General features: G+C 69.6%; 25 protein-coding genes. 8 read left to right on the forward strand and 17 right to left on the reverse strand.

What is annotated here, in order from left to right; all coding sequences use genetic code 11:
* Nucleotides 1-321: 321 nt before the first annotated feature.
* The 6 genes from A5757_RS11530 to A5757_RS11555 all read right to left on the reverse strand — a co-directional run bounded on the left by A5757_RS11530 (nucleotide 322) and on the right by A5757_RS11555 (nucleotide 6635).
* Nucleotides 322-1335, reverse strand: a complete 1014-nt coding sequence (locus A5757_RS11530; RefSeq protein WP_066833407.1) for a zinc-binding dehydrogenase — start codon at nucleotides 1333-1335, stop codon at nucleotides 322-324.
* Nucleotides 1311-2831: a phosphonate ABC transporter, permease protein PhnE gene (phnE, locus tag A5757_RS11535; RefSeq protein WP_156618327.1), complete on the reverse strand. Its 1521-nt coding sequence runs from the start codon at nucleotides 2829-2831 to the stop codon at nucleotides 1311-1313. Before phnE ends, A5757_RS11530 begins: the two co-directional genes overlap by 25 nt.
* Nucleotides 2832-2908: 77 nt before the next feature.
* Complete coding sequence (locus A5757_RS11540) at nucleotides 2909-3733, reverse strand: phosphonate ABC transporter ATP-binding protein (RefSeq protein WP_066833411.1); 825 nt, start codon at nucleotides 3731-3733, stop codon at nucleotides 2909-2911.
* Between the two features lie 3 nt (nucleotides 3734-3736).
* Complete coding sequence (locus tag A5757_RS11545; RefSeq protein ID WP_066833413.1) at nucleotides 3737-4714, reverse strand: phosphate/phosphite/phosphonate ABC transporter substrate-binding protein; 978 nt, start codon at nucleotides 4712-4714, stop codon at nucleotides 3737-3739.
* Nucleotides 4715-4746: 32 nt separating this feature from the next.
* Entirely contained in the window at nucleotides 4747-5418 is a 672-nt protein-coding gene (locus A5757_RS11550) for a phosphonatase-like hydrolase (protein WP_066833415.1), read from the reverse strand.
* Nucleotides 5419-5519: 101 nt separating this feature from the next.
* Entirely contained in the window at nucleotides 5520-6635 is a 1116-nt protein-coding gene (locus tag A5757_RS11555) for a TIGR03364 family FAD-dependent oxidoreductase (RefSeq protein WP_066833418.1), read from the reverse strand.
* 109 nt (nucleotides 6636-6744) lie between these two features.
* Between A5757_RS11555 and A5757_RS11560 the strand changes: the two genes are divergently transcribed.
* Nucleotides 6745-7266 (forward strand): HD family phosphohydrolase, encoded by a 522-nt coding sequence (locus tag A5757_RS11560; protein ID WP_066833421.1) that lies wholly within the window; start codon nucleotides 6745-6747, stop codon nucleotides 7264-7266.
* Complete coding sequence (locus A5757_RS11565) at nucleotides 7263-7973, forward strand: GntR family transcriptional regulator (protein WP_066833424.1); 711 nt, start codon at nucleotides 7263-7265, stop codon at nucleotides 7971-7973. The genes A5757_RS11560 and A5757_RS11565 overlap by 4 nt, the downstream gene beginning before the upstream one ends.
* Nucleotides 7974-7978: 5 nt before the next feature.
* Here A5757_RS11565 and A5757_RS11570 read toward each other — a convergent pair whose 3' ends face one another.
* Nucleotides 7979-8803 (reverse strand): alpha/beta fold hydrolase, encoded by an 825-nt coding sequence (locus tag A5757_RS11570; RefSeq protein ID WP_066833427.1) that lies wholly within the window; start codon nucleotides 8801-8803, stop codon nucleotides 7979-7981.
* A gap of 84 nt (nucleotides 8804-8887) precedes the next feature.
* Between A5757_RS11570 and A5757_RS11575 the strand changes: the two genes are divergently transcribed.
* Nucleotides 8888-9235 (forward strand): hypothetical protein, encoded by a 348-nt coding sequence (locus A5757_RS11575; protein ID WP_066833546.1) that lies wholly within the window; start codon nucleotides 8888-8890, stop codon nucleotides 9233-9235.
* An 85-nt stretch (nucleotides 9236-9320) separates the two neighbouring features.
* On the forward strand, nucleotides 9321-9650 hold the full coding sequence (locus A5757_RS11580; RefSeq protein ID WP_066833430.1) for a hypothetical protein: 330 nt from the start codon (nucleotides 9321-9323) through the stop codon (nucleotides 9648-9650).
* Nucleotides 9651-9653: 3 nt separating this feature from the next.
* Here A5757_RS11580 and A5757_RS11585 read toward each other — a convergent pair whose 3' ends face one another.
* Nucleotides 9654-10202, reverse strand: coding sequence for an NTP transferase domain-containing protein (locus tag A5757_RS11585; RefSeq protein WP_066833433.1), 549 nt, complete (start codon nucleotides 10200-10202; stop codon nucleotides 9654-9656).
* Nucleotides 10203-10292: 90 nt separating this feature from the next.
* On the opposite strand from A5757_RS11585, the gene uraD reads away from it, so the two are divergent.
* Genes uraD through pucL form a run of 3 tightly spaced genes read left to right on the forward strand, consistent with a single transcriptional unit; the run spans nucleotide 10293 to nucleotide 11994 of the window.
* Nucleotides 10293-10772, forward strand: a complete 480-nt coding sequence (uraD, locus tag A5757_RS11590) for a 2-oxo-4-hydroxy-4-carboxy-5-ureidoimidazoline decarboxylase (RefSeq protein ID WP_082929424.1) — start codon at nucleotides 10293-10295, stop codon at nucleotides 10770-10772.
* Complete coding sequence (gene uraH / locus A5757_RS11595; protein ID WP_066833436.1) at nucleotides 10769-11092, forward strand: hydroxyisourate hydrolase; 324 nt, start codon at nucleotides 10769-10771, stop codon at nucleotides 11090-11092. Before uraD ends, uraH begins: the two co-directional genes overlap by 4 nt.
* Nucleotides 11093-11094: 2 nt before the next feature.
* On the forward strand, nucleotides 11095-11994 hold the full coding sequence (pucL, locus tag A5757_RS11600) for a factor-independent urate hydroxylase (RefSeq protein ID WP_066833439.1): 900 nt from the start codon (nucleotides 11095-11097) through the stop codon (nucleotides 11992-11994).
* A gap of 12 nt (nucleotides 11995-12006) precedes the next feature.
* On the opposite strand, the gene A5757_RS11605 is transcribed toward pucL, so the two are convergent.
* Together A5757_RS11605 and A5757_RS11610 are read right to left on the reverse strand one after the other, a co-directional pair.
* A complete protein-coding gene (locus tag A5757_RS11605) occupies nucleotides 12007-12798 on the reverse strand; it encodes an RNA polymerase sigma factor SigF (protein WP_066833442.1) in 792 nt (263 codons plus the stop codon).
* Nucleotides 12795-13229, reverse strand: coding sequence for an ATP-binding protein (locus A5757_RS11610; RefSeq protein ID WP_066833445.1), 435 nt, complete (start codon nucleotides 13227-13229; stop codon nucleotides 12795-12797). The genes A5757_RS11605 and A5757_RS11610 overlap by 4 nt, the downstream gene beginning before the upstream one ends.
* Before the next feature lie 217 nt (nucleotides 13230-13446).
* Here A5757_RS11610 and A5757_RS11615 point away from each other — a divergent pair, with 217 nt between their 5' ends.
* Nucleotides 13447-14466, forward strand: coding sequence for a DNA topoisomerase IB (locus A5757_RS11615; protein ID WP_066833448.1), 1020 nt, complete (start codon nucleotides 13447-13449; stop codon nucleotides 14464-14466).
* A 35-nt stretch (nucleotides 14467-14501) separates the two neighbouring features.
* Here the strand turns inward: A5757_RS11615 and A5757_RS11620 are convergent, their stop codons facing one another.
* From A5757_RS11620 to A5757_RS11650, 7 genes are read right to left on the reverse strand one after another with little or no spacing between them, the layout of a single operon-like run.
* Nucleotides 14502-15422, reverse strand: a complete 921-nt coding sequence (locus A5757_RS11620) for a glycosyltransferase family 9 protein (RefSeq protein ID WP_066833566.1) — start codon at nucleotides 15420-15422, stop codon at nucleotides 14502-14504.
* 5 nt (nucleotides 15423-15427) lie between these two features.
* Entirely contained in the window at nucleotides 15428-16126 is a 699-nt protein-coding gene (locus A5757_RS11625) for an SDR family oxidoreductase (protein ID WP_066833451.1), read from the reverse strand.
* Entirely contained in the window at nucleotides 16123-17532 is a 1410-nt protein-coding gene (locus A5757_RS11630; RefSeq protein ID WP_066833454.1) for a PfkB family carbohydrate kinase, read from the reverse strand. Before A5757_RS11630 ends, A5757_RS11625 begins: the two co-directional genes overlap by 4 nt.
* Nucleotides 17525-18091, reverse strand: a complete 567-nt coding sequence (locus tag A5757_RS11635) for an SIS domain-containing protein (RefSeq protein WP_066833457.1) — start codon at nucleotides 18089-18091, stop codon at nucleotides 17525-17527. The genes A5757_RS11630 and A5757_RS11635 overlap by 8 nt, the downstream gene beginning before the upstream one ends.
* A gap of 4 nt (nucleotides 18092-18095) precedes the next feature.
* Nucleotides 18096-19109: a glycosyltransferase family 9 protein gene (locus A5757_RS11640; RefSeq protein ID WP_066833461.1), complete on the reverse strand. Its 1014-nt coding sequence runs from the start codon at nucleotides 19107-19109 to the stop codon at nucleotides 18096-18098.
* On the reverse strand, nucleotides 19106-20611 hold the full coding sequence (locus A5757_RS11645; RefSeq protein ID WP_082929423.1) for an HAD-IIIA family hydrolase: 1506 nt from the start codon (nucleotides 20609-20611) through the stop codon (nucleotides 19106-19108). Before A5757_RS11645 ends, A5757_RS11640 begins: the two co-directional genes overlap by 4 nt.
* Nucleotides 20608-22266, reverse strand: coding sequence for a carbamoyltransferase C-terminal domain-containing protein (locus tag A5757_RS11650; protein ID WP_066833464.1), 1659 nt, complete (start codon nucleotides 22264-22266; stop codon nucleotides 20608-20610). Before A5757_RS11650 ends, A5757_RS11645 begins: the two co-directional genes overlap by 4 nt.
* Nucleotides 22267-22282 lie beyond the last annotated feature (16 nt).

Raw genomic sequence — 22282 nt, forward strand, 5'->3', positions numbered from 1 at the left:
GCGCCAGCGGTCGACGCAGTCCGTGAAGCCGTGCCCGGACCGCGCGCCGGTTCGACCGGTTGTTTGCCAGATCAACACCCGCGTCAATACGAAATCGCGCCAGCGAAGTCCATTGCTGGGCCCCGCCTCGGCATAAGTCCACGTCTTGACGCTAGTGTTAATATCTAAGTTTGGTCAGTTGTTGCTCAGCTTTTTCTCATGTACAGTTTGCTGCACAGAGTGAAAGGCCGGAGGCGCGAAAGGGACAAATCGCCTCGCCTTTGGGGGGAGCGGCCCCGCCCTCCGGCCAAGCCGGAGGGCGGGGCCACCTCATTTTCAGGGTCAGGGCGCAACTGCGGCGCGCAGGATGCCGGCCGGTGGCACTGCCAGCGCCTCGTAGATCGCCTCGAGCGGAACCGGATCGGACACCACATCACGCCACGGGTACTCGCCTCGGGTGCGGTTGAGGAACATGAGTGCCTCCCGGAGATGACGCGGCTCGTAATTGTGCACACCGGTGATCGTCAACCAGCGGCGCACCATCGTCTCCGGGTCGACGATCAGAGACGGACAGGGCAGCACCGACCCCGCCAGCACCAGCACCCCGCCGACGTCCAGCCGTCCCAATGCGCCGGCCACGGCGACCGTGGCTCCCGAGAAATCGATGGCGACGTCCACCGCGCCCCCGCTATCGGCGATCGCCCCGAACCGCGTGGCCGTGCCGACCCGCACCGCGTCCGGATCACTGATCCACACGTCTGCGCCGGCCGCGGCACACGCCGCAGCCGCTGTGACACCGAGCATCCCCGCCCCGCAGATCAGCACCCGGCGGCCGGTCAGCGGTCCCGCCGCCTCCAAAGTCGCCATGACGGTCGCGGTGGCGCACCCCGCAGGCGCGGCCACCCGGTCGTCCAGGCCGTCCGGGACGCGTTCGACCGCCACCCCCGTGGGAAGCACGACGTGCTGGGCGTAAGCGCCCGACAGCGGCCAGGCGCCCTCGAACGGCTCATGGCCGGCCTTGCGCACCACCTCGCACTTGGCGCTGCGTCCCGCTCGGCAGCGGGCGCAGCTCCCGCACGACGCGGTCACCGACCACACCACCCGGTGCCCGATCGCCAGACCCGGGTGGGCACCGGGGTCAACGACGTCGCCGACGGCCTCGTGTCCGAGCACCGAGGGGGCCGGACCGGCGCGACGCCCCTCGACCGTGTGCAGATCGCTGCCGCAGACGGTCGCCAGCCGCACGCGCACCAGGGCAGAACCGTCGCTGCGAGTCGGCAGCGGGACCGTCCGCAGTTGCACCCCATCGCCGGTCCAGACCGCGGCCCTCGTCACACCAGGCGCGACCGGATCCACCCCGACAGCCTTTCGATGGCGTACACGATCACGAAGATGACGAGCACGATCGCTCCGGCGACCTCGAAGTTCAGGGTGCGGATCGATTCGAACAGCAGGTAGCCGATTCCGCCCGCCCCGACGATGCCCAGCACCGTCGAGGTGCGCACGTTGACATCGAACATGTAGAGGCTCGACCCCACCACCGCCGGCATCGCCTGGGGTAATACCGCCGAGAACAACGAATGCCACCAGCCGCCACCCACGGAGCGCACCGCTTCCAACGGCCCCGGGTCGATCTCCTCGATCGCGTCGGCGACCAGCTTGCCGAGAAAGCCCACCGATCCGATCGCCAGCGCACAGGTGCCTGCAATCGGCCCGAGGCCCAGCGCCGCGACGAACACGACGGCCAGGATCAGTTCGGGAACCGCCCGAACCAGGAGGATCCATGCCCGCGCCAGCCAGTAGCACGCGGTATTCGGCGACACGTTGCCCGCGGCGAGGATGCCGACCGGAATCGACAGCACGACACCGATGGCCGTCGACACCACACCGATCGCGACGGTCTGCAGGGCCGCCTCGAACAGGTCTGCCCCCAGCGCATCGAAATCAGGCGGGATCAGCCGGGTGAACACCTCGAGCGACGGTCCGATCCAGGTGAACAGCGAGAGCGGATTGATCTGAAGGACGACGAACGACGCGAGGGTGACGCCGATCAGCGCCCCCGACAACACCGTTCGCGCCGCACGGTCGCGGCGGGGGTCCGACGTGGACGGGGTCAACAGCACCCGGCGGATGCCGATCGCGACCAGTTCCATCGCGGCGATGATCACCAGGATCACCAGCACGATGCCGAGGGCGCGGGGATAGATCAGACCACGCAGCGCGTCCTGCAGCGCGAATCCGATACCGCCGGCCCCGACGAAGCCCAGCACCACCGACATGCGTAGGTTGATGTCGATGCGGTAGACGAACACGCCGATCCACGCCGGGACAACCTGCGGGACAACGGCATTGATCATCTCGCGGAAGTATCCGGCGCCGGCGCTGCGGACGGCTTCGCGCGGGCCGACGTCACTCTGTTCGATCGCGTCGGCGAACAGCTTGCCCAACATCCCGATCGAGTGCAACGCCAGCGCCAGGATGCCGGGCAGCACGCCGATGCCCAGCGCCCGGACGAACAGCACCGCGAACAACAGATCGGGCATCGCGCGGCAGAAGGTGATCACGGCGCGTGCCACCGCATAGACCGCCGGATGCGGTGTGGTGTTGCGGGCGGCGAGGAACGCCAGCGGGACAGAGGCCACCGCGGCCAGCACCGTTCCGAGCACCGCCATGAGCAACGTCTCGATCGCCAGCATGCCGATACGGCCGGGGTCGTCGAGCCGGGGCGGCAGCATCCGTTCGATCAGTGCTGCCACCTCGTCGGCGCCGTCGAACAGTGCGGCAGGGGCGAATTCGATGAACCAGGCCGAGAGGAGGGTCACGATCAGGGCAGCGGCGAGGAGCAGGTGCATCAGGCCCGGCAGGGGCCGACGGTTCCGCGGCTTCGGCGGAACCGACGGACGGGGCGATGCCGTGAGCGGCGAGGCGGTCACGTGGCGCGGCCCCTGGCGGCCGGATCGGCATTGGCCCGATCAGGACTGGCGGGTTCGACCCGCTGGTAGATGTCGAGTACGTCCTCGCGGTTCATCCCGACGGCGGGCCGGTCGAGAACCTTGCGTCCGTTGCGCAGCCCGACGAGCCGATGTGCCCATCCCAGCGCGAGGTCGACCTGGTGCAACGTGCACACCACGGTCAGCTTCTCCTCGATGCACACCCGGAACAGCAGATCCATGACGATGCCGGCGTTTTCGGGATCGAGGGAGGCGACCGGCTCGTCGGCGAGCAGCAGCGCGGGCCGTTGCAGCAGCGTGCGCGCGATGGCGACCCGCTGCTGCTGTCCGCCGGAGAGCGTGTCGGCACGGCGGGCCGCGAAATCGCATAGACCCACCCGGTCGAGCTGAGCCATCGCTTCGTCGCGCATCGACTTCGGATACGTCAGCGCGCCGTACCGAGGAACGGTGAGCCGGCCGAGTCCGCCGATCAGCACGTTCTCCAGACAACTGAGGCGGCCGACGAGGTTGAAGTCCTGGAAGACGAATCCGACGCGGCGGCGCAATCCGCGCAGCTGCGCCCGTGACGCGGTGTCGACGCGGGTGCCTCCGACGTTGATCTGGCCGCTGGTCACGGGCTGCAGACCGTTCAGGCAGCGCAGCAGTGTCGATTTTCCTGAGCCCGAACGCCCCAGCAGCACAAGCAGTTCACTACGGCATACCTCGATGGTGACGTCGTCGAGCGCCAGAGTGTCGCCGAATCGCTTGGTGATGTTGCGGCAGGAGACGACGACGTCGTCACCTGCCACCGGATCGTCCGACACCGGTCAGCTCTTGCACTTCTCGGAACCGGTGACGTCGCAGACCTTGCGCACGCCGTCGTAGGCGGAGTCTTCGATCGGGACCACGCCCCACGCCCGTTCGTCGGTGATCAGGCACGCGTCGCCCTCGCAGAGGCCCTCCGCCTCCATCACCTCGGCGTTGGCCTTCTCGGTGAAGATGGTCCTGAGCTGCCCGATGGCGTCGGGACCGAGCTTGTCGTTGGCGGCGAAGACCGATCCGGCGATCATCTCCGACTTCCACACCGTCTTGAGGTCGCCCGGTGCCAGATCACCCTTCTGCACCATGGTCTCGTCGACCATGCTGTCGAAGGCGAATCCTGCGTCACAGTCGCCGTTCTTGATCGACAGCGCCGACGCGTCGTGACCGCCGGCGTAGATCGGGGTCATGGCCGCCGAGATATCGGCTTCGGAACCCGACGTGATGACCCCGGCCTCGATCAGCCCGGCGGACGGGTAGAGGAAACCGGAGGTCGAGCTGGGATCGACGAAACAGACCTTCTTGCCGGCGAAGTCGGCCAGGCCGTTGACGGCCGCGTTGTCGGCGCGGGCCAGGCCGTAGGACTGGTACCCGGGTTCGGCGCCCTCCTGCTCGATCACCGCGCCGAGTGGGGTGATCTTCGCTCCGTTGAGGCCGGCGACGACGTAGGCGAACGGCCCGAAGAAGGCCAGGTCGACGTTGTCGGCGATCATCCCCTCGACGACGCCGGCGTAGTCGGAGGCCTGCACGAACTCGACTTTCGAGCCGGTCTCCTTCTCCAGCAGCTTGATCAGGGGGTCGTAGCTGGCGCGCATGTCGGCGGAGTTCTCGGCGGGTACCGCGGCCAGGGTGAGGGTTTCGGGAAAGCCCTTGTCGTTGGTTGCGCCGGAACCGGAGTCCGATCCCGAGCAACCGGCGAGCACCAGTGCGGCGCCCGCAGCGGCCACGGCGGCCATGCGGGCATGTCGGGTGCGGCGAATCATCATCGGTGAGAGTCCTTTTCGTGAAATGTCGGGGTTCAACGAGCGAGTACGATGTCGGGTAACTCGGCGATCGAATCGAGCACGTGTGTGGCGCCCGCGACGGCGAATGCTGCGCGGTCGTGGGTGCCGGTGAGCACTCCGGCGGCCACCGCTGCACCGGCGCTCAGGCCGCACCGGATGTCGCTGGCGGTGTCACCTGCGACGGCGACCTTGCGGACGTCGTCCATCCCGGCGCGCATCAGCGCGCTGAACACGAGGTCGGGGTAAGGCCGGCCGCGCACGCCGGGCCCGGGGGCCAGGACCAGGTCGGCGATGTCGCCCCAACCGAGCGCATCGATGATCCGCTGCTGGGTGGACGCGCTGAAGCCCGTGGTCAATGCGACCTTGACGCCCGCAGCACGCAGGCGCGAGATCGCCTCGGCCGCACCGTCGATGGGGCTGACTCCGTCGTCGACGAACTGTTCGTAGGCCTTCTCGAACGCGATGTTGGCCGCGTGGGCGCTGTCCTCGGAGCCGAACAGAGCGCGGAACACCTCGATCTTGGACTGTCCCATGGTGTCGAGGACGTAGCGGCGGGCGGCGTCGCGCTCAGGGCCGTCGGCTGACAACCCAATTGCGGTCGCGGCCTCGTCGAAGGCCCGGATCACCAAACCGTCGTCCTGGACGGTCGTGCCCGCCATGTCCAGTACGGCCAATTCGATTCGCATGCGCCTACTTTCGGAGGTGGTCCAGACCAAAGGGTGCCGCCCGGCCGAACATCGGGTGAACAACTGCAGTCGAGAGTGGTCTGGACCAATCGGGGATGAAGTCACAGGCCCGCCAGTTCCGCGGTCCGTTCTGCGACAGCCGGGGCCAGCGTCATCCCGCGTCCGCCGGGGCCGGTCACCACGACAACACCGTCGGCCGGGGTGCGGCGGCAGACCAGTTCGCCCGGATCGACGCTCTGGCTGTAGACACCCGCCCACCGCCGCACCACGGGAGGCAGCGCGCGGCCGAGCACTTCTTCGACGACGCCGGCCAGGTAGTCGTACGGGTCCTCGGAGACGTCGAACGCGAAGGGTTCGGCGTATTCGTGGGTGTCGCCGATGGTGAGGCCGCCGTGCAGCCGTTGCACACACAGCAATTGCATGTGGTGCGCTTCGGCGGTCGGATCCTGCGACTGCGCGCCGTGCAGCTCGTCTAGCGCGGCGCCGGCGAATCCCGGGTAATACCGCATGCTGTCGCCGTCGGCGATCGCGGTGGTGAGCGCTTCGCCCAGGGGAGCGGTCTGCATCATCTGCAGGCGGACGCGGCGGACCGGCAGCTCGCCGGCGAGCTCACGGACCAGCCCGCCGTGCGCGGCGCCCGCGCAGACGATCACCAGGTCGCCGTCGTGCCGGCGCCCACGGTCGTCACGGACGGTGCGGCCCTCGACCGCGCGGCCCTCGGTACCGGCCAGGAAGGTGTAGCGTCCGCTCGCCGCGAGGTGCTCGCGGATCGCCGGCAGCGCCTGCCGAGACTCCACGACCGCATCGGTCGAACAATGCAGTGCTGCAATGAATTTCCCCCGCAGCGCGGGGTTCAGCCGGCCAGCCTCGTCCGCGTCGAGCAGGGTGAACCCACGCCGGTCTGCATCGATGCGCCCGATGGCCTCCTCGGCCACCGCAACCTCACCAGGGGTGCGCAGCACCGTCAGCGATCCGGCAGGCCGGAAGCCGACGCCCGGGACGACCGCCCCGAGCCGCTGCCACAGGTCACGGGCACGAAGTGCGGCGTCGAGTTCGGCGGCGGTACGCCCGGACACCCAGACGAGCCCGAAATTGCGCACCGTCGCGCCGCGGGCCTCGGCCTCGCGTTCGAGGTGCACGACGTGGTGTCCGCGCTGCACCGCCTCCAGCGCATGGGTGGTGCCGAGGATTCCGCCGCCGATGATGATGACCCGCATGGGCGGCGACCCTGCCGCCGTCGGACAACGGCGCTTCGACGCGAAGATGACCGCGGCGCCACGGGCGGGTGAACGATTGGTATAGACCAATTCTTGCTACGCTGCGGGCATGTCGATCCGAGTGGAGACAGCCGAAATCCTCGCGTCCCTCCGCGGCGTCTGGGATGAAGAGGACGTCGACGAACTCGACCACGCGCTGCAGTCCGCGGCCCGCGCCATCGCCGATGACGCCGACGACGAACTGGTGCTCGCCGCCGCCCTTCACGACATCGGGCACAGCCCACTGCTGGCCGGGGCGTCCGCAGCGCACGACCGGGTGGCACGGGATTGGCTCACTCCGCGATTCGGTTCGCGGGTCGGCTGGTTGGCCGGTGCCCATGTTGCCGCCAAACGGTTTCTCGCCGCCACCGAGCCTGGGTACGCCGGTGAACTGTCCGCCGTCTCGATCGCGTCGCTGCGCGAACAGGGCGGTGCGGCAGCCGATCTCGAGTTCACCATGCATCCTTGGTGGCAGGATGCACTCCGGTTGCGCCGCTACGACGACGCCGCAAAGGATCCGTCCGCCCGCGGTGTGGAGCCGGCGACCGTAGTCGCGCTGGCCGAACGGGTGGCCACGCGGTCGGCGCGATGACCTCCACGGGGTCTCCACGCAAGGTCCATCAGATCCGCGCGGCACTCGACCTGATGCTGGCCGAACTGCAGGTCGGCGACGCCGTGCCGGCCGAGCGGGAATTGGCGGTGCGCTTCGGCGTCGCCCGGGAGACGGTCCGCAACGCACTGCACGAGCTGCTCGTCGAGGGTCGCATCGAACGCCGCGGCCGCGGCACCGTGGTGTCGCGACCCAAACTCGTCCAGCCGCTGTCGCTGCGCAGCTACACCGAGGGCGCCGTCCGGATGGGCCGGACCCCGGGGCGGTTACTGGTGATCTGGGAGGATGTCGCGGCCGACGCGGACCTGGCAGCGGCCCTGGACATCGAGCCCGGCTCCGCGGTGATGCAACTGGAACGGGTGCTGCTTGCCGACGGTGAGCGGATCGGCCTGGAGAGCACGTATCTGTCGGTGCAGCGGTTCGGCTGGTTGCGGGAGACGTTCGATCCCACCACGTCGCTCTATGCGGCGATCCGGGGCTCGGGCGTCCGGTTCGGCGCCGCGCTGGAGCGGGTGGAGACCGCATTGCCCTCCCCCAGGGAGGCGACGCTGCTGGGCGTGTCCACCGCGATGCCGGTGCTGATGCTCAACCGGCGCACGGTGGACGCGGCCGACGATCCGATCGAGGTCGTCCGGGCGCTCTACCGCGGTGACCGCGTGGCGTTCGAGGCGCTGCTCACCGATCGCTGAGCGCGTCAGGACCGGAAGAACGCCAGCAACTCCGGATTCACCACGTCGGCGTGGGTGGTCGGCAGACCGTGCGGCAGATCCTTGTAGGTCTTGAGGGTTCCGTTGACCAGCAGGTCGGCGGACTTCGGGCCGGCCGCGACGTAGGGCACGATCTGATCGTCTTCGCTGTGTACCACCAGCACCGGCAGGGTGATCTTCTTCAGATCCTCGGTGAAGTCGGTCTGCGAGAAGGCGACGATTCCGTCGTAGTGCGCCTTGGCGCCGCCCATCATGCCCTGACGCCACCAGTTCTCGATGACCGCCTCGGACGGCTCCACGCCGGAGCGGTTGAACCCGTAGAACGGCCCGGACGGCAGCGCGCGGTAGAACTCCGAGCGGTTGGCGGCCAGCTGCGCCTGCAGGTCGTCGAAGACGTCCTTGGGCAGACCTTCGGGGTTCGCGTCGGTCTTGACCATCAGCGGCGGCACCGCGCACAGCAACGCCGCCTTGGCCGCCCGGTCTTCGCCGTGGCGGGCGAGGTAGCGCACCACCTCCCCACCCCCGGTCGAATGGCCGACGTGGATCGCGTCGCGCAGATCGAGATGCCGGACGACGGCGGCGAGGTCGTCGGCGTAATGGTCCATGTCGTGCCCGTCGGCGACCTGCGTGGAACGGCCGTGGCCGCGGCGGTCGTGGGCGATGACGCGGTAGCCCTGCGCGAGGAAGTAGAGCAGCTGGGTGTCCCAGTCGTCCGCGGACAGCGGCCACCCGTGGCTGAACACGATGGGCTGGCCGGAGCCCCAGTCTTTGTAGAAGATCTCGACACCGTCGTCCGTGGTGATGGTCGGCATGGGCAATCCTGTCGTCGGGGTTGATGATCAATCGTGCCTCGTCGACCGCTGCAGCGGATGTGCACGGGATTAGAGTTCACCTGCATGCAACCCGTCGAGATCAACGCCGGCGCCTGGTACCTGAGGGCGCTGCGGGCCGACGCCCTGATGGACGACCGACCCGCGCTCGCCGAGCTCGGTGAGCACGACCCCGACCACGTGACCCGCCGTACCGCCCAGTGGTCTTCGGACACCTGCTATTCGTGGGCGGTGTGTGAGCCCACCACCGGGGAACTGCTCGCCGAGGTGACCGTCGACCCGGCGACCGCGACACTGCGCACCCGCACCCGCCCGGGGCACGCCGACGCGGCGGCCACCGGCGCCGCCGCGGTGCGCAGATTCGCTTCCGGCGCCCTCGGGATCGCCGTCGCGGACGTCGGGCAGGATGGGTGACGATCCGGCGACTATCCCGGATTTCCGGTCGTCGCCGTAGTAACGTCGGCGGCCGGGGTATGGCACTCGAGGGGAATTGAGATACATGAGCAAGCGGGTAGGGGCGATTTTCGGTGCGGCGATGATGCTGCCGGCGCTCGCAGTGGGGCTGGCCGGTCCGGCCGCCGCCCAGGACGAATGGGATATGCCCGACTTCCGCGGCATGACGCTGCAGGGTGCCGTCGACGAAGTCGCCGCGGTGACCGACGGCGCGCCGCTCACGCTGAACGTCTTCAACACCACGGGTGCCCCGCAGCAGATCACCAACGCGACGTACTGGATCGTCTGCTACCAGAACCCCTCGGTCGGCTCGTCGATCACGCTCGACAGCAAGGTCTCGCTCGGACTGCGCCGCCCCAACACCTCCTGCTGGTGACGCTCACCCGCTGAGGTCTGCGGTGTCGACGTCCTCCCCGGAGGAGAGGTCGCCGCACTCGACACGCATGACGTCGTCACGTTCACGCAGGAACGGTCGCGCTCCGTGGTCGCCGTGCAGCGAGTCCAGCAGTGCCGGCCAGTGCCGACGGGCGATCGCCACGGGGTGGCCGGGTCGGCCGCCGTACACGGCGCGTGCGACTCCGCCGGCGGCCGCGTCCAGCACGCGGCGCACCGCGGCCGCCCCGATGTCAGGGGTGTCGACGGTGTGCAGCACAGCGACGTCGGCGTCCCCGGCGGCCAGGATTCCCGCCCGCACCGAGGCGCTCAGCCCGTCCGCCCAGTCGTCGGCCACCACCGCTCGCGCGGGTGCGGGTACCTCGACGACCGCGGCGCCCAGCACCACGATGACGTCGTCACAGCCGCCGTCTGCGAGGGCCCGGACCGCGATCCGCAGCCACTCCCCTTCGCCGGCAAGCACCTTCGGCATCCCGAAGCGCGTCCCCGCGCCGGCCGCGAGCAGCACCCCGGCCGCCGTCACTCCCGTCGACATGCGACCAGTGTGGACCTGCCGGATGCTGGAACGGTGACGCCCCCGGACGAGTCGCAGGGCAAGTGCGCGACTGAACGCTTCAATGCCCGGTTGGCGGCCCTGTCCGACGCCGAGCGCATCGCGTTGCTGTCGACGGTGTGCGCGTCACCGGGTTGGGTGCACGGCCTGCTCGCAGGGGCGCCGTTCGAGGACGCCACCGCGCTGCTCGCGCGCGCGGACCGGGTGCTCGCCGCGCTCCCCGACGACGAGATCGATGCCGCACTCGAGGGACACCCCCGCATCGGCGACCGCCCCGACAATGCGGCGTCCGCACGCGAACAGTCGGCGGTGGCGGGTGCCGACGCCGAGATGAAGACCCGCCTGACCGACGGGAACCGTTGCTACGAACAGCGTTTCGGCCACGTGTATCTGGTCTGTGCGAGCGGCCGGTCGGCTGAGGAGCTGCTGGCGATACTCACCGACCGGCTGGGCAACGACGCCGAGACCGAGCGCCGGATCGTGCGCACCGAGCTGGGAGAGATCAACAGGCTGCGGCTGCAACGCCTGTTGAGCGGAGCGGAGGACCCATGACACATGTGAGCACCCACGTCCTCGACGCGGTGAGCGGCCGGCCGGCCGCGGGGGTACCCGTGGCACTCACCGACGCGGAAGGGGCGACGGTCGCCGAGGGCGTCACCGATGACGACGGCCGGATCGGCGCGCTGTTCACCGGGACTGTGTCCGGGCTGTTCCGGCTGCGCTTCGACACTGCCACGTACTTCGCGGCCTGCGAGGTGCCGGCGTTCTATCCGGAGGTGGTCGTCGCGTTCGAGGTCACCGATCCCGACGGTCGCTATCACGTGCCACTTCTGCTCTCGCCCTACGCCTATTCGACCTACCGAGGGAGTTGAGCGTGTCGGAGATCATCCTGGGCCCCCACCAGTACGGCAAGGCAGAGATCCACCTGGTCCGGATCCATCGCGACACCCCGCGCCACGAGATCCGCGATGTCATCGTATCCACCTGTCTGCGTGGGGATTTCGACGGCGCCCACTTATCCGGTGATCAATCGAAGGTGCTGCCGACCGACAGCCAGAAGCAGACCGTCTACGCCTACGCCAAACAGCCCGGCCTCGGCGGTATCGAGGAGTACGGCCTGGCCCTGGCACGGCATTTCGTCGCTGACATCGGGCCCGTCGAGACCGCGCGGATCGAGATCGACGAACACGCGTGGCAGCGCGTGGTCGTGGACGGCACCGAACACGACCACACCTGGATCCGCAGCGGCCAGGAGATCCGCACCGCCGCGGTCACCGTCGACGGCACCGGCGAGTGGGTGATCGGTGGGCTGAGGGATCTGACGATTCTGAAGTCGACGGGGTCGGAGTTCTCCGGCTTCCTGACCGACCCTTACACGGTCCTCGAACCCACCCACGACCGGGTGATGGCGACGTCGCTGGTGGCGCAGTGGCGCTTCCGGTCGACGACCGGCCTCGACTGGGACGCGGTGTACACCGGCGTCAAGACCCAGCTGATCCGGCAGTTCGCCGAGATACAGTCACTGGCGCTGCAGCAGACTCTCTACGAGATGGGCCGCGCTGTGCTCGCCCACCATCCCGAGATCGTCGAGGTGCGACTGTCGGCACCCAACAAACACCATTTCCGCTACGACCTCGAGCGCTTCGGGTTGGCCAACGACAACGAGGTGTTTCACGCCGACGACCGTCCCTACGGCCTGATCCAAGCGACGGTGACTCTGGACGATGCGCCCGCCGCCGGCCCGGCGTGGGACGCCCAGCGCAGTTGGCTGTAGCCGCCCGCGGGCCTACTGCAGTTGATCGCGGAGTTTGGTCAGCGACTTCGCCAGGAGGCGGGAGACGTGCATCTGCGAGATGCCCACCCGCTCGGCGATCTGCGTCTGGGTGAGGTTCTCGAAGAAACGCAGGAGCAGCACCGTGCGTTCCCGCTCGGGCAGCGACGCCAGTAGGGGGCGCAGCGCCTCGCGGTTCTCGATCTGGTCGAGTCCGGCGTCCATGTCGCCGAGGGTGTCGGCGATCGCCGGAGCGTCCTCGTTGCCGCTGTTGCCGCCGCTGTCGATCGACAGGGTGTTGTAGGAGCTGCCTGCGATCAGGCCTTCGACGACTTCGTCGCGGTCCATGTCGAGTTCGGCGGCCAACTCCGACGGCGTCGGTGCGCGGCCCAGCCGCTGGGACAGCTCGGCGGTGGCCGCCCCCAACCGCAGGTGCAATTCCTTGAGGCGGCGCGGGACCTTGACCGACCAGCTGTTGTCCCGGAAATGCCTGCGGACCTCACCCATGATGGTGGGCACGGCGAAGGACACGAAGTCGGAGCCGGCGTCGACGTTGAAGCGGATCACGGCGTTGACCAGGCCGACGCGGGCGACCTGGACGAGGTCGTCGCGCGGCTCGCCACGACCGTCGAAGCGGCGGGCGATGTGATCGGCCAGCGGCAGGCAGCGTTCGACGATGCGGTCGCGCTGGCGCTGGAATTGCGGCGTGTCCGGCTGCAGCCCCTGCAACTCGCGGAACATGGCGGCCACGTCCGAATATTCAGAGTTCTGTCGCGGCGACGAACCCTGGGAGGACGACGGTGTCACCGCAGCGAACTCGCTCGCCTCGTCGTCATCGAGATACCGAATACGGAGTCGTCGCCCGGACCGGTTCCGTTGTCGAACGTGCGGACCTCGTCGGTGAGCGAACTGAGCACGTGCCAGCTGAAGCTGCCCGGCGCGAGGATGTCGGAGTTCTGACATGTCGTCGAAGCGTCGACGACGACCTCGGAATCCCGCGGGTGGACGATGACCACGAGGGTGGATCCCGGGACCGCGGAACGGATCAGCCGGGTGCACGCCTCGTCGACCGCGAGGCGCAGGTCCGACACCGCATCGAAGTCCAAATCCTCGAACGTGCCGACCGCGGCGACCAGCGTGCGCAGCACCGCAAGGTTCTCGAGCTTCGCTGCGACCCTGAGCTCCACGGACCGCTCGGCGTCCGCCTGTCCGTCGCGCGAGTTACCGACCTCGGCCATCTGACCTCCCGACATATCGAAGCGAGACTACCCCAGCCCGGATCGCGCCTGACATCGGCACTCGGGGAAGTCGCAGGTGATTGCGTGTAACTGCACTTTCGACCGGGTAACACCGGTTCATGAAACAGGTTGCCGACCGCTGCTCACCATGGTCTGCCTCCCATACCCCGGCGCGAGCCGGTGTGAAACCCCCGAATGTCGAGCCGAGCGGGCGAGCATGCGGCTGCGGCGCAGCGTAGTCACCGGCCCGGGCCTGACCCGGGTGCGGCGCGGCAAGGGCTTCTCCTACCGCGACCACAACGGCGACCCCGTCACCGACGAGAAGGTGCTGACTCGCATCAACGATCTGGTGATCCCGCCGGCGTGGAAGAAGGTGTGGATCTCTCCGCACGCGAACGGCCACATCCAAGCTGTGGGCACCGACGCGGCGGGCCGGCGCCAGTACCTCTACCACCAGCAGTGGCAGGAGGAACGCAACGAGGAGAAGTTCGACCGAGTGCTGCAGATGTCGCGGGGGCTGCCCGAGATGCGTCAGCGCCTCGCCACCGATCTGCGCCGGCGCGGGCTCGGCCGGGACCGGGTGCTGGCCGTGGCGCTGCACCTGCTGGACCTCGGGTACTTCCGCGCCGGCGGGGACGTGTACGCCGAGGAGAACAACTCGTACGGGATCTCCACGCTGCTCTGTGAACACGTCTCCCTGCAGCGTCAGGCCGTCGAGTTCGACTACCCGGCCAAGAGCGGGGTGCGTCGCACGCTGGTCATCGACGATCCGGAAGTGGTGCGTTCGGTGCGGGCACTGCTGCGCAGACCGGACAAGACCGGCCGTTTCCTGTCGTGCCGCAACGGTCCCGACTGGGCTGAACTGCACTCCGACGACCTCAACACCCGCTTCAAGGAACTGGTCGGCGACGAGTACTCGGTCAAGGATCTGCGCACCTGGCACGGCACCGTGCTGGCCGCCGCGGCGTTCGTCGACGCCGATCCGCCGGTGGACAAGAAGGTGATCAAGCGGGTCGAGTCGGCGGTGATGAAGGAGGTGTCCGAGGCGCTCGGCAACACCCCGGCCGTCGCGCGCTCCTCCTACGTCGATCCGCGGGTGGTCACCGGATACGAACAGGGCATGACGATCGCCGCGGGCGCCCGCCGCGCGCAACGGGCCAAGCGTCCGGACGAGCGGCAGGCGATTCTGGAGCGCAGCACGGCGAACCTCATCCGCAAGGTCGCGAAAAGTCATTAACGGCGGGGTGATTCGTCACCGCGAGTTCATCCCCCTCATACGGGTTCCCGATCGAGCGAATTCACCGCGTCCAGGACGTCGTCGACGGCGATGCGCAGCAACCCGGGATGGGGTTCGGCGGCGTGCGGATCGCCGCTGTCCCCCGCCCACAGCACGGTGTGCGGTCCCGATGAGCGCGGCCCCCAGCGACTCGGCGGAGTGGGTCCGAACAGCAGTACCGAGGGCGCCCCGGCGGCGGTGGCGATGTGCGCAACGCCGGTGTCCCCGCAGATCAGCATTGCGGATTCGGCGATCAGTGCGACGAGTTCGACGAGTTCGAGACGTCCGGCCAGCACGGCGGATTCGGGCAATCCCGCCTGCCGGGCGACGGTGTGCGCGAGTTCCGTCTCCCCGGAGTCGCCCGTGATCACCACGTCGCGCCCGGCCTCGCGAAGGACGGCCGCGACCGAGGCGAACCGGTCGGCGGGCCACCGGCGGGCCTGCGACGCCGCGCCGGGATGGATGACCACCGCGCCGGGACGCTCGGAACCCACCGGAGGTTCGATCCGCAGATCCTCCGGGTCGCAGCTGATGTCGGCAGTCTCGAGTAACGCACACCACCGGTCGACCTCGTGGATGTCGGCGCGCCAGGACGGACCCGGCACATCCGGGTAGGCCGCATGGCGGTGCGTGAGCAGCGACCGCGGCCGGATGGCCTGCAGATCGGCGATGCTCTCGGGTCCGCTCCCGTGCAGGTTCACCGCGAGTGCGGGCGGCTGGTCCGGCGGCCGCAGCCGCCCCAGCCCAGCGGTCGGTTGCACCCGGTCCACGGCGCCGGTGAGCATGGCCAGTTCGCTGAACCGCTCAGGGGTGGCCAGCACGATCTCGGCGCCGGGACGAGCCCGGCGCAGCGCCCGCAGCGCGGGCACCCCGGTGAGCAGATCGCCCAGCCCCAGCGCCCGCAGCACCAGGACCATCTCGGTCACGGCCACGAGGACTCGGTCGGTGCACAGACCACAAGCTCCCGCACTTCACAGCCGACCGGCTGTGACAACGCGAACACGACTGTCTCCGCGACGTTCTCGGGTCGGTTGAGCTTCGCATCCGGCGGCGGCTTGTACTGGTCGAGGCGGTTGTCGAAGAACGCGGTGTGCATGCCGCCGGGGATGAGCGTCGTCACGCCGACCTCACCGGCCAGTTCCGCGGCCAGCGCCCGGCTGAAGCCGACCACACCGAACTTCGACGCGCAGTACGCGGTGGCGTCGCTGACGGCCTTGACACCCAGCGTCGACGCGCACGTGACGATACGGCCGCCGGTCGCCTTGAGGTACGGCAGCGCCGAGCGCACCACCGCGGCGGTACCCAGCAGGTTGACGTGAATGACCCGCTCCCAGTCCTTCACCGCGACGTCCTCGAGCTTGCCGCAGGCGTCGGTGCCTCCGGCGGTGAACACCCCGTGCAGCTGTCCATCGACCTGCTCGGCGAGCCCGCGCACCGCGGCGTCGACCGCACCGGTGTCGGCGAGGTCGCACTGCAGGTAGGTGATACCGAGGTCGGCGGGCAGCGGGTTCACGTCGAGCACCAGCGGAGTACCGCCATGTGCGGCAACGGCTTTCGCCGTCGCCAGGCCGAGGCCGGAGGCTCCGCCGGTGATGAGCACGTTGCCGAGTCGGGTGGTCACGATAGAGCTCCTGTCGGTCGGGATCGCGCGGCGGCGATCAGATTCGATGACGAATAGCCGGCGACGGTGGGTAGCAGGACCACCTCGCCGCCGTGCCGGCGCACCACGCCGGCTTCGGGTAGGTCGCTCTCGGCGTAGTCACCGCCTTTGACCCAGATGTCGGGGCGCAGCCGCTCCAGCGTCTGTTCCGGTGAGTGCTCGTCGAAGATCACCACCGCGTCGACGCAGGCCAGTGCCGCCAGCACCCTGGCGCGGTCCTCGGCGGCCATCACCGGCCTGCTCGGACCCTTGAGCGCGCGGACCGAGTCGTCGGAGTTGAGCAGCACGACCAGCGCATCACCCAGCTGACGGGCCTGGCGGAGCAGCCGCACATGTCCGGTGTGCAGCAGATCGAAACAGCCCCCGGTGGCCACCATTGTCCCGCCCCTCCTACGCAAGCGGTCGCCGACCTCGGTGATGTCGCCGCTCAGTGCAACGGATTCACCACCCGCCCAACGGTTGGCCATATCGACGCTTCGCGACACCCCGACGGCGCCGCCGGTGTTGACGAACCGGCTGGCCGCCTCCACTGCGGCGGTGACGGCCGCGACGGCGTCACCGCCGGCGCCGAAGGCCTGCGTCGCGGCGACAGCGAACCGGTCGCCGGCACCGCAGGTGTCCCGCCGGCCGGTGCCCGTTCCGGCCGATGTGGGGACGGGGATGTGCACGCTGCCGGCAGCGGCGGCCAGCACCGCGCCCGCGGCGCCGAGCGTCACGCACACCGCCTCGGCGTCCCACCGCCGGCGTAGCCGTTCGGCGGAATGGGCTTCGCTGTCCCGCTGTTCCGAGAAGTTCGCGGCCTCGGACTGATTCGGTGTGACCAGCCGGCAGCCTGGCGTCGGTGCTGCGCCGCGGGGATGCGGATCCCACACCACCGGCGTCCGCGGGGCCACCGTGATCAGCAGATCTCGCAGACCGGTGTGGGCGGTGACACCGCGGCCATAGTCGGCGACGCAGATCGCGCGGGCGCGCTCCAGCACTTCGGTTACCTCACCGGGCAGTGCACCGCCCGCGGCGCTGCCGTCACCGCGGTCGAGGCGAAGCATGGACTGCCCGCCGGCGCGAATCCTGGTCTTGCACACCGTGCTCCCGGTGAGCGGCAGGCCGACCACATGCACCCCGGCCTCGGTGAGAAGTGTGGTCAGCGCCCGGCCGTCGTCGTCGTCGGCCAGCGCGGTCACCAGGACGACGTCCCGCTCGAGGCGGGCGGCCAGCACCGCTGCCAGTCCCGCACCGCCGGGTCGGTGCCAGACCCGTTCAGCGTCGACGACCGGCACCGGCGCCTCGGGGCTGAGTCGCGTTGCGCTGCCCTCGATGTCGACGTCAAGCATCGAATCGCCGACGATCACCAGCGACCCGTCAACCATGGGAGACCCCGAGCACCTCGTCGAGCGCGATGCACAGGGCGTGCACGCACAGCAGGTGGATCTCCTGCACGGTGGCCGTGGTGCCGGCCTCCACGCAGATCGCGTCGTCGCACATGGCCGCCAACGGATTCGGCGCCGGACCGGTCAATGCCCAGGACGTCATGGACATCTCGTGACCGGCCTTGACCGCCGCCAGCACGTTGGGGCTGGTGCCGCTGGTAGACAGCGCGATCAACACGTCGCCGGGGCGGCCGTGGGCCCGGACGCCGCGGGCGAACATCTCGTCGACGCCGTAGTCGTTGGCGATCGCGGTCAGCGCGGAGGTGTCCGCGTGCAGCGAGATCGCCGACAGCGGCACACGTTCGTCTTTGAATCTGCCGACGAGTTCGGCGGTGAGGTGCTGGGCCTCGGCCGCGCTGCCGCCGTTGCCGCACGCCAGCAGCCGGCCTCCCGAGCCGAGCACGCCTGCGAGGTGTCTGCCCCAGGCTGTCAGCCGGGGTGTCTCGTCACCGATGCGCTCGAGCGCGTGTGCCAGTGCTGAGATGTGGGTCTCGATCATGGGTCTATCTCCGAATCTCTTCGACCGCGGCCAGCAGTTCGGTGTCGGTGATGTCGTCCAGACAGGGGTGGCCAGGTACCGGGCAGGTCCGGGCGCGGGTGAGCCGGCAGGCGGCGTCCTGATCGCCCAGCCGGATGACCGTGCGGCCGTACGGGCTCCACTGCGATGCGGGGACGACGGGCGCGAACAGGGAGACCACCGGGGCGCCGACAGCGGCGGCGAGATGAGCGGGGCCGGTGTTGGGCACGACGACGGCCTGCGCGCGCTCGAACAGGGCGGCGAGCGTCGGCAGATCGGTGCGCCCGCCCAGATCGAGTGCGACGTCGCCGGCCACCGCCCGGGTCAGGTCTTGCTCTGCCGCGTCGCCGGTGACGACGACACGGTGTCCGGCCGCCGTCAGCGCGGCCACCATGCCCGCGCCGCGCTCGGCGCTGGGCCGTCGCGCGGGAACCGCCGCACCGGGGTGGAACACCACATACGGAGCGGCGCCGAGGAGGGCGGCGACGTCACCGGGCAGCGGCGGCGCCGGACGCACCCGCAGCGACCCGTCGTCGCCGGCGGGGAGCTCGCAGTCACCGGCGAGCGCCAGCGACAGAGCACGTTCCGGTTCGGGCACACCGGGTTCGACGTGGTGGCGCAGGTCCAGCAGCGTGCCCGGATAGTCCTCGCAGATCGCGCCGATCCAGGGCACGGACGCCATCCGGCAGATCAGCGCGAGCGGTAGCGGCGACTGGTGAAACGACGTGAAGATGAACGCCCGGTCGGGACGCAGATCGCGGAGTTGCTTGACGAGGTCATCGACGTGGCCCGCGGTGAGCCCCGGCGAGTCGAAATCCACCCACGGCGCCTGCCATTCCACGATCTCGTCGACGCCCGGTAACAGTTCGGCGGCGGCCCGGCCCCGGGGTCCGGCCAGGAACGTCACCTCGTCGTGCCCGGCGGCGACCGCGCGCACCGCGGGCCCGGTGATCAGCACGTCCCCCGCGCTGTCGAGCCGCGCCACCAGTGCCCTGCTCATCGGGATCTCCCCAGCACGAGGTCCACCGCATCCTCGAACGTCTCTGCCACCCGCGCACGCTCGCGGGCCTCCGAGACCTCCGCGGCCAGCGTATGGTTCGTCGGGACCAGGATGGCTTCGGCGCCGGCCGACAGCGCCGCGTTTACGTCCGCGCCGATGTCGCCGATCAGCACGCACCGCTCGGGAGGTACACCGAGTGCGTCGGCGGCAGCCTGCACCAGTCCGGGGGCCGGCTTCCGGCAACCGCAGCCGTCCCCGGCGTCGTGGACGCAGATCTGCCAGGTGTCGAACGGCCCGAGTTCTGTGTCCACCCGCGCATTCACCGCTGCCAGTTGGTCTTCGGTGATCAGATCCTTCGCCACCCCGGATTGATTGGTGACCACCGCCAGTAGCAGCCCCCGCTTCCGCAACCGGGTCAGCGCGGTGACCGCACCCGGCATCGGCCGCACCCCGGCCGGATCGTTGAGATAGGGCGAATTCACGATGATCGTGTCGTCGCGATCCAACAGCACCGCCAGCGGTGGATCACGACGGGCGGTGCGGAACGTCCATTCGCCGTACAGGCGGTGGTACACCGCGGTCGGCGGGATCAGCGCGCTGGTGAGCAGGATCCGTCCTGCCTCTGCCGCTGTCCGCGGGCCGGCCAGGAAACGCCGGACGGCGAACTCGGCGGTGAGCGCCGCCCACACCCCGGCGGCCCGCAGCGCGACACCTCGCCGGCCCGCGGCCGCCGACACCGCTGCAGTGACCACAGCGGCCGTGGTCGCGGTATGGGCGGGCAGCCGGCCGCGACCTTCGCCGATGGCGGCGCGCCAGCCGCGGCCGAACTTGCGGCGCACGAGTGCGTTGTCCCGGTTGCCTTTCTGCGCGCGCACGCTGCTCATCAGCGTCGCCTCGGCGACCGGATGGGTCGAGCGGCGCGTGCCCTGCGTAATCACGTTGCCGCGCATTGTGATCCGCAGAGCGATGTCGGAATCCTCGCGGTACGCACGCGGGAACCGTTCGTCGAACCCGCCGACCTCGACGAGGGCGGCGCGCAGGTAGGCCATGTCGGCGGTGATCCACCGGGCGTCGGCGAGCCGCCGCGTGCGCTTCTCGTCGTCGGTCGCCCGTCGCCCGGGGCTGGCGGGCACCTCGAGGACCGCCTGAGATCCGGCCGCGCCCTCGGCCTCCGCGACGGCGAGGTCGTCGGCGAGCCGGTAGCGCCAGTCCGATTGTGGCAGGACGTCGTCGTCGAGGAACGCAACCCACCGCGTGGTTGCCGCGCGCCACCCCACGTTGCGGGCGGCGGCGGGTCCGCGGCCCCCGCTGCGCAACACCGTGATCGATAACGGCTCATCGGTCATCAGGGGTGGCTCGGGGTGAGCGCGGTCGTCGACGACGAGCACCGAGGCGGGTTTCGGGCCGTCCTGGCCGGCGATCTCGGCGAGCAGTCGGTGCATCGACGGACGCCCGATTGTCGGAATGACGATCGTGTAGTCGGGGGTTGGGGACTCGCTCACGCGGGCCTCCGGATCAGGAATGGACCGATCGCCAGCACGTCGATCGGGCTGCTCCCGAAACACTCGAGCGCATCGCGTGGGCTGTCGACCATCGGTCGGCCGGCGGTGTTGAAGCTGGTGTTGACCACCACCGGCACGCCGGTGCGTTGTGCGAAGCGGCTGATGGTCGCGTGCAGCAGCGGCAGCTGCGCGCGGTCGACGGTCTGGATGCGTGCGGTGTTGTCGACGTGCGTGACGGCGGGAATCCGGGACCGCCACTGCTCGGCGACCTCATGGACGAACAGCATGTACGGGCTGGGAATCGGTCCACCGGAGAAGATCTCGGCCGCCCGTTCGGCGAGCACCATCGGGGCGACCGGCCGGAACTGTTCGCGGCCCTTGACGTTGTTGAGTCGTTCGAGGTTGTCGATGCGGCGCGGGTCGGCCAGCAGCGAGCGGTTGCCCAACGCGCGGGGGCCGAACTCAGAGCGGCCCTGGAACCAGCCGATCAGCTTGTCGTCGGCCAGCGCGTCGCCCACCGCCGCAGCGAAGTCGGCGGGCCGTTCGAACGGCACCGCCGCCTCTCGCAACACAGACTCGATCTCGTCGTCGGACCAGCCGCGGCCCAGCGCCGCCGACGGCATCGGCACGATCGGCTCGCCGGCTTCTCCGGCCAGGGACAGCGCGGCGCCCAACGCGGTGCCGGAGTCCCCCGCTGCCGGCTGCACCCACACCCGGTCGAATCCGCCGCCCGCGAAGATCTTCGAGTTGGCGACGCAGTTCAGTGCGACTCCCCCGGCCAGGCAGAGGCTGTCGGTGTCGGTCCGACCGCGCAACCAACCGACCAGGTCGAGCAGCACCTCCTCGACCACCGCCTGCACGCTGCAGGCCAGATCGGCGTGCCCGGGGTCTGGCCGGTCCAGCGCGTGGCCTTTGCCCGCGCCCGCCTTGCGCTTCGGGGTGAACGATTCCCAGTCCACCGGTTCGGTGCGGAAACCGCCGTCACCGGTGGCGTAGACGAGTTCCCGAAATCGGTCGAGGTAGCGGGGCGTGCCGTAGGACGCCATCGCCATCACCTTGTATTCGTCGCTCGACCTCGCGAAGCCGAGGTGTTCGGTCAGCTCCTCGTAGAACAGACCGAGCGAATGCGGAAGGGATTGGGTGGCAAGAACATCCAGCTTGTGGTCGTGGTAGGTGCCTGCCAGCATCGAGGTGCGTTCCCCGCGGCCGTCGACCGTCAGCACCGCACAGTCGGGACGCGGTGAGGCCAGCCCGGTCGACGCGGCGTGCGCGACGTGGTGGCGGACGTGACGCACGATGCCCGGGTCGAGCCCGGGCAGCGAACTCTGCAGAAATCGGGGCGCCCGTTCGGCGTAGAGGGTGCGCAGATACTCCCAGTCCCGGTCCAGACCAGCCATACCCTCGGTCGTCGCGTCCATCAGCCGCGGGTCGTAGGAGTACCCGACGGCGTCCAGGTCGGCCGGCGTCAGCCCCGCCTGCTCCAGACACCAGCGGGCCGCCTGCACCGGAAGCTCCCAGGTGGAGAACGGGACCGCCTGCTTACCGTGCTTCCGGCGGGAGAACCGTTCCTCCTCGGCGGCCGCCACGATCTGTCCGTCGACCACCAGCGCGGCGGCGGGATCGTGGAAGACGGCGTTGATTCCCAGTATGCGCATCAGAAGTCCTCGGGTA

This window comes from Mycobacterium sp. 852013-51886_SCH5428379, assembly GCF_001665575.1.
Classification (GTDB): domain Bacteria; phylum Actinomycetota; class Actinomycetes; order Mycobacteriales; family Mycobacteriaceae; genus Mycobacterium.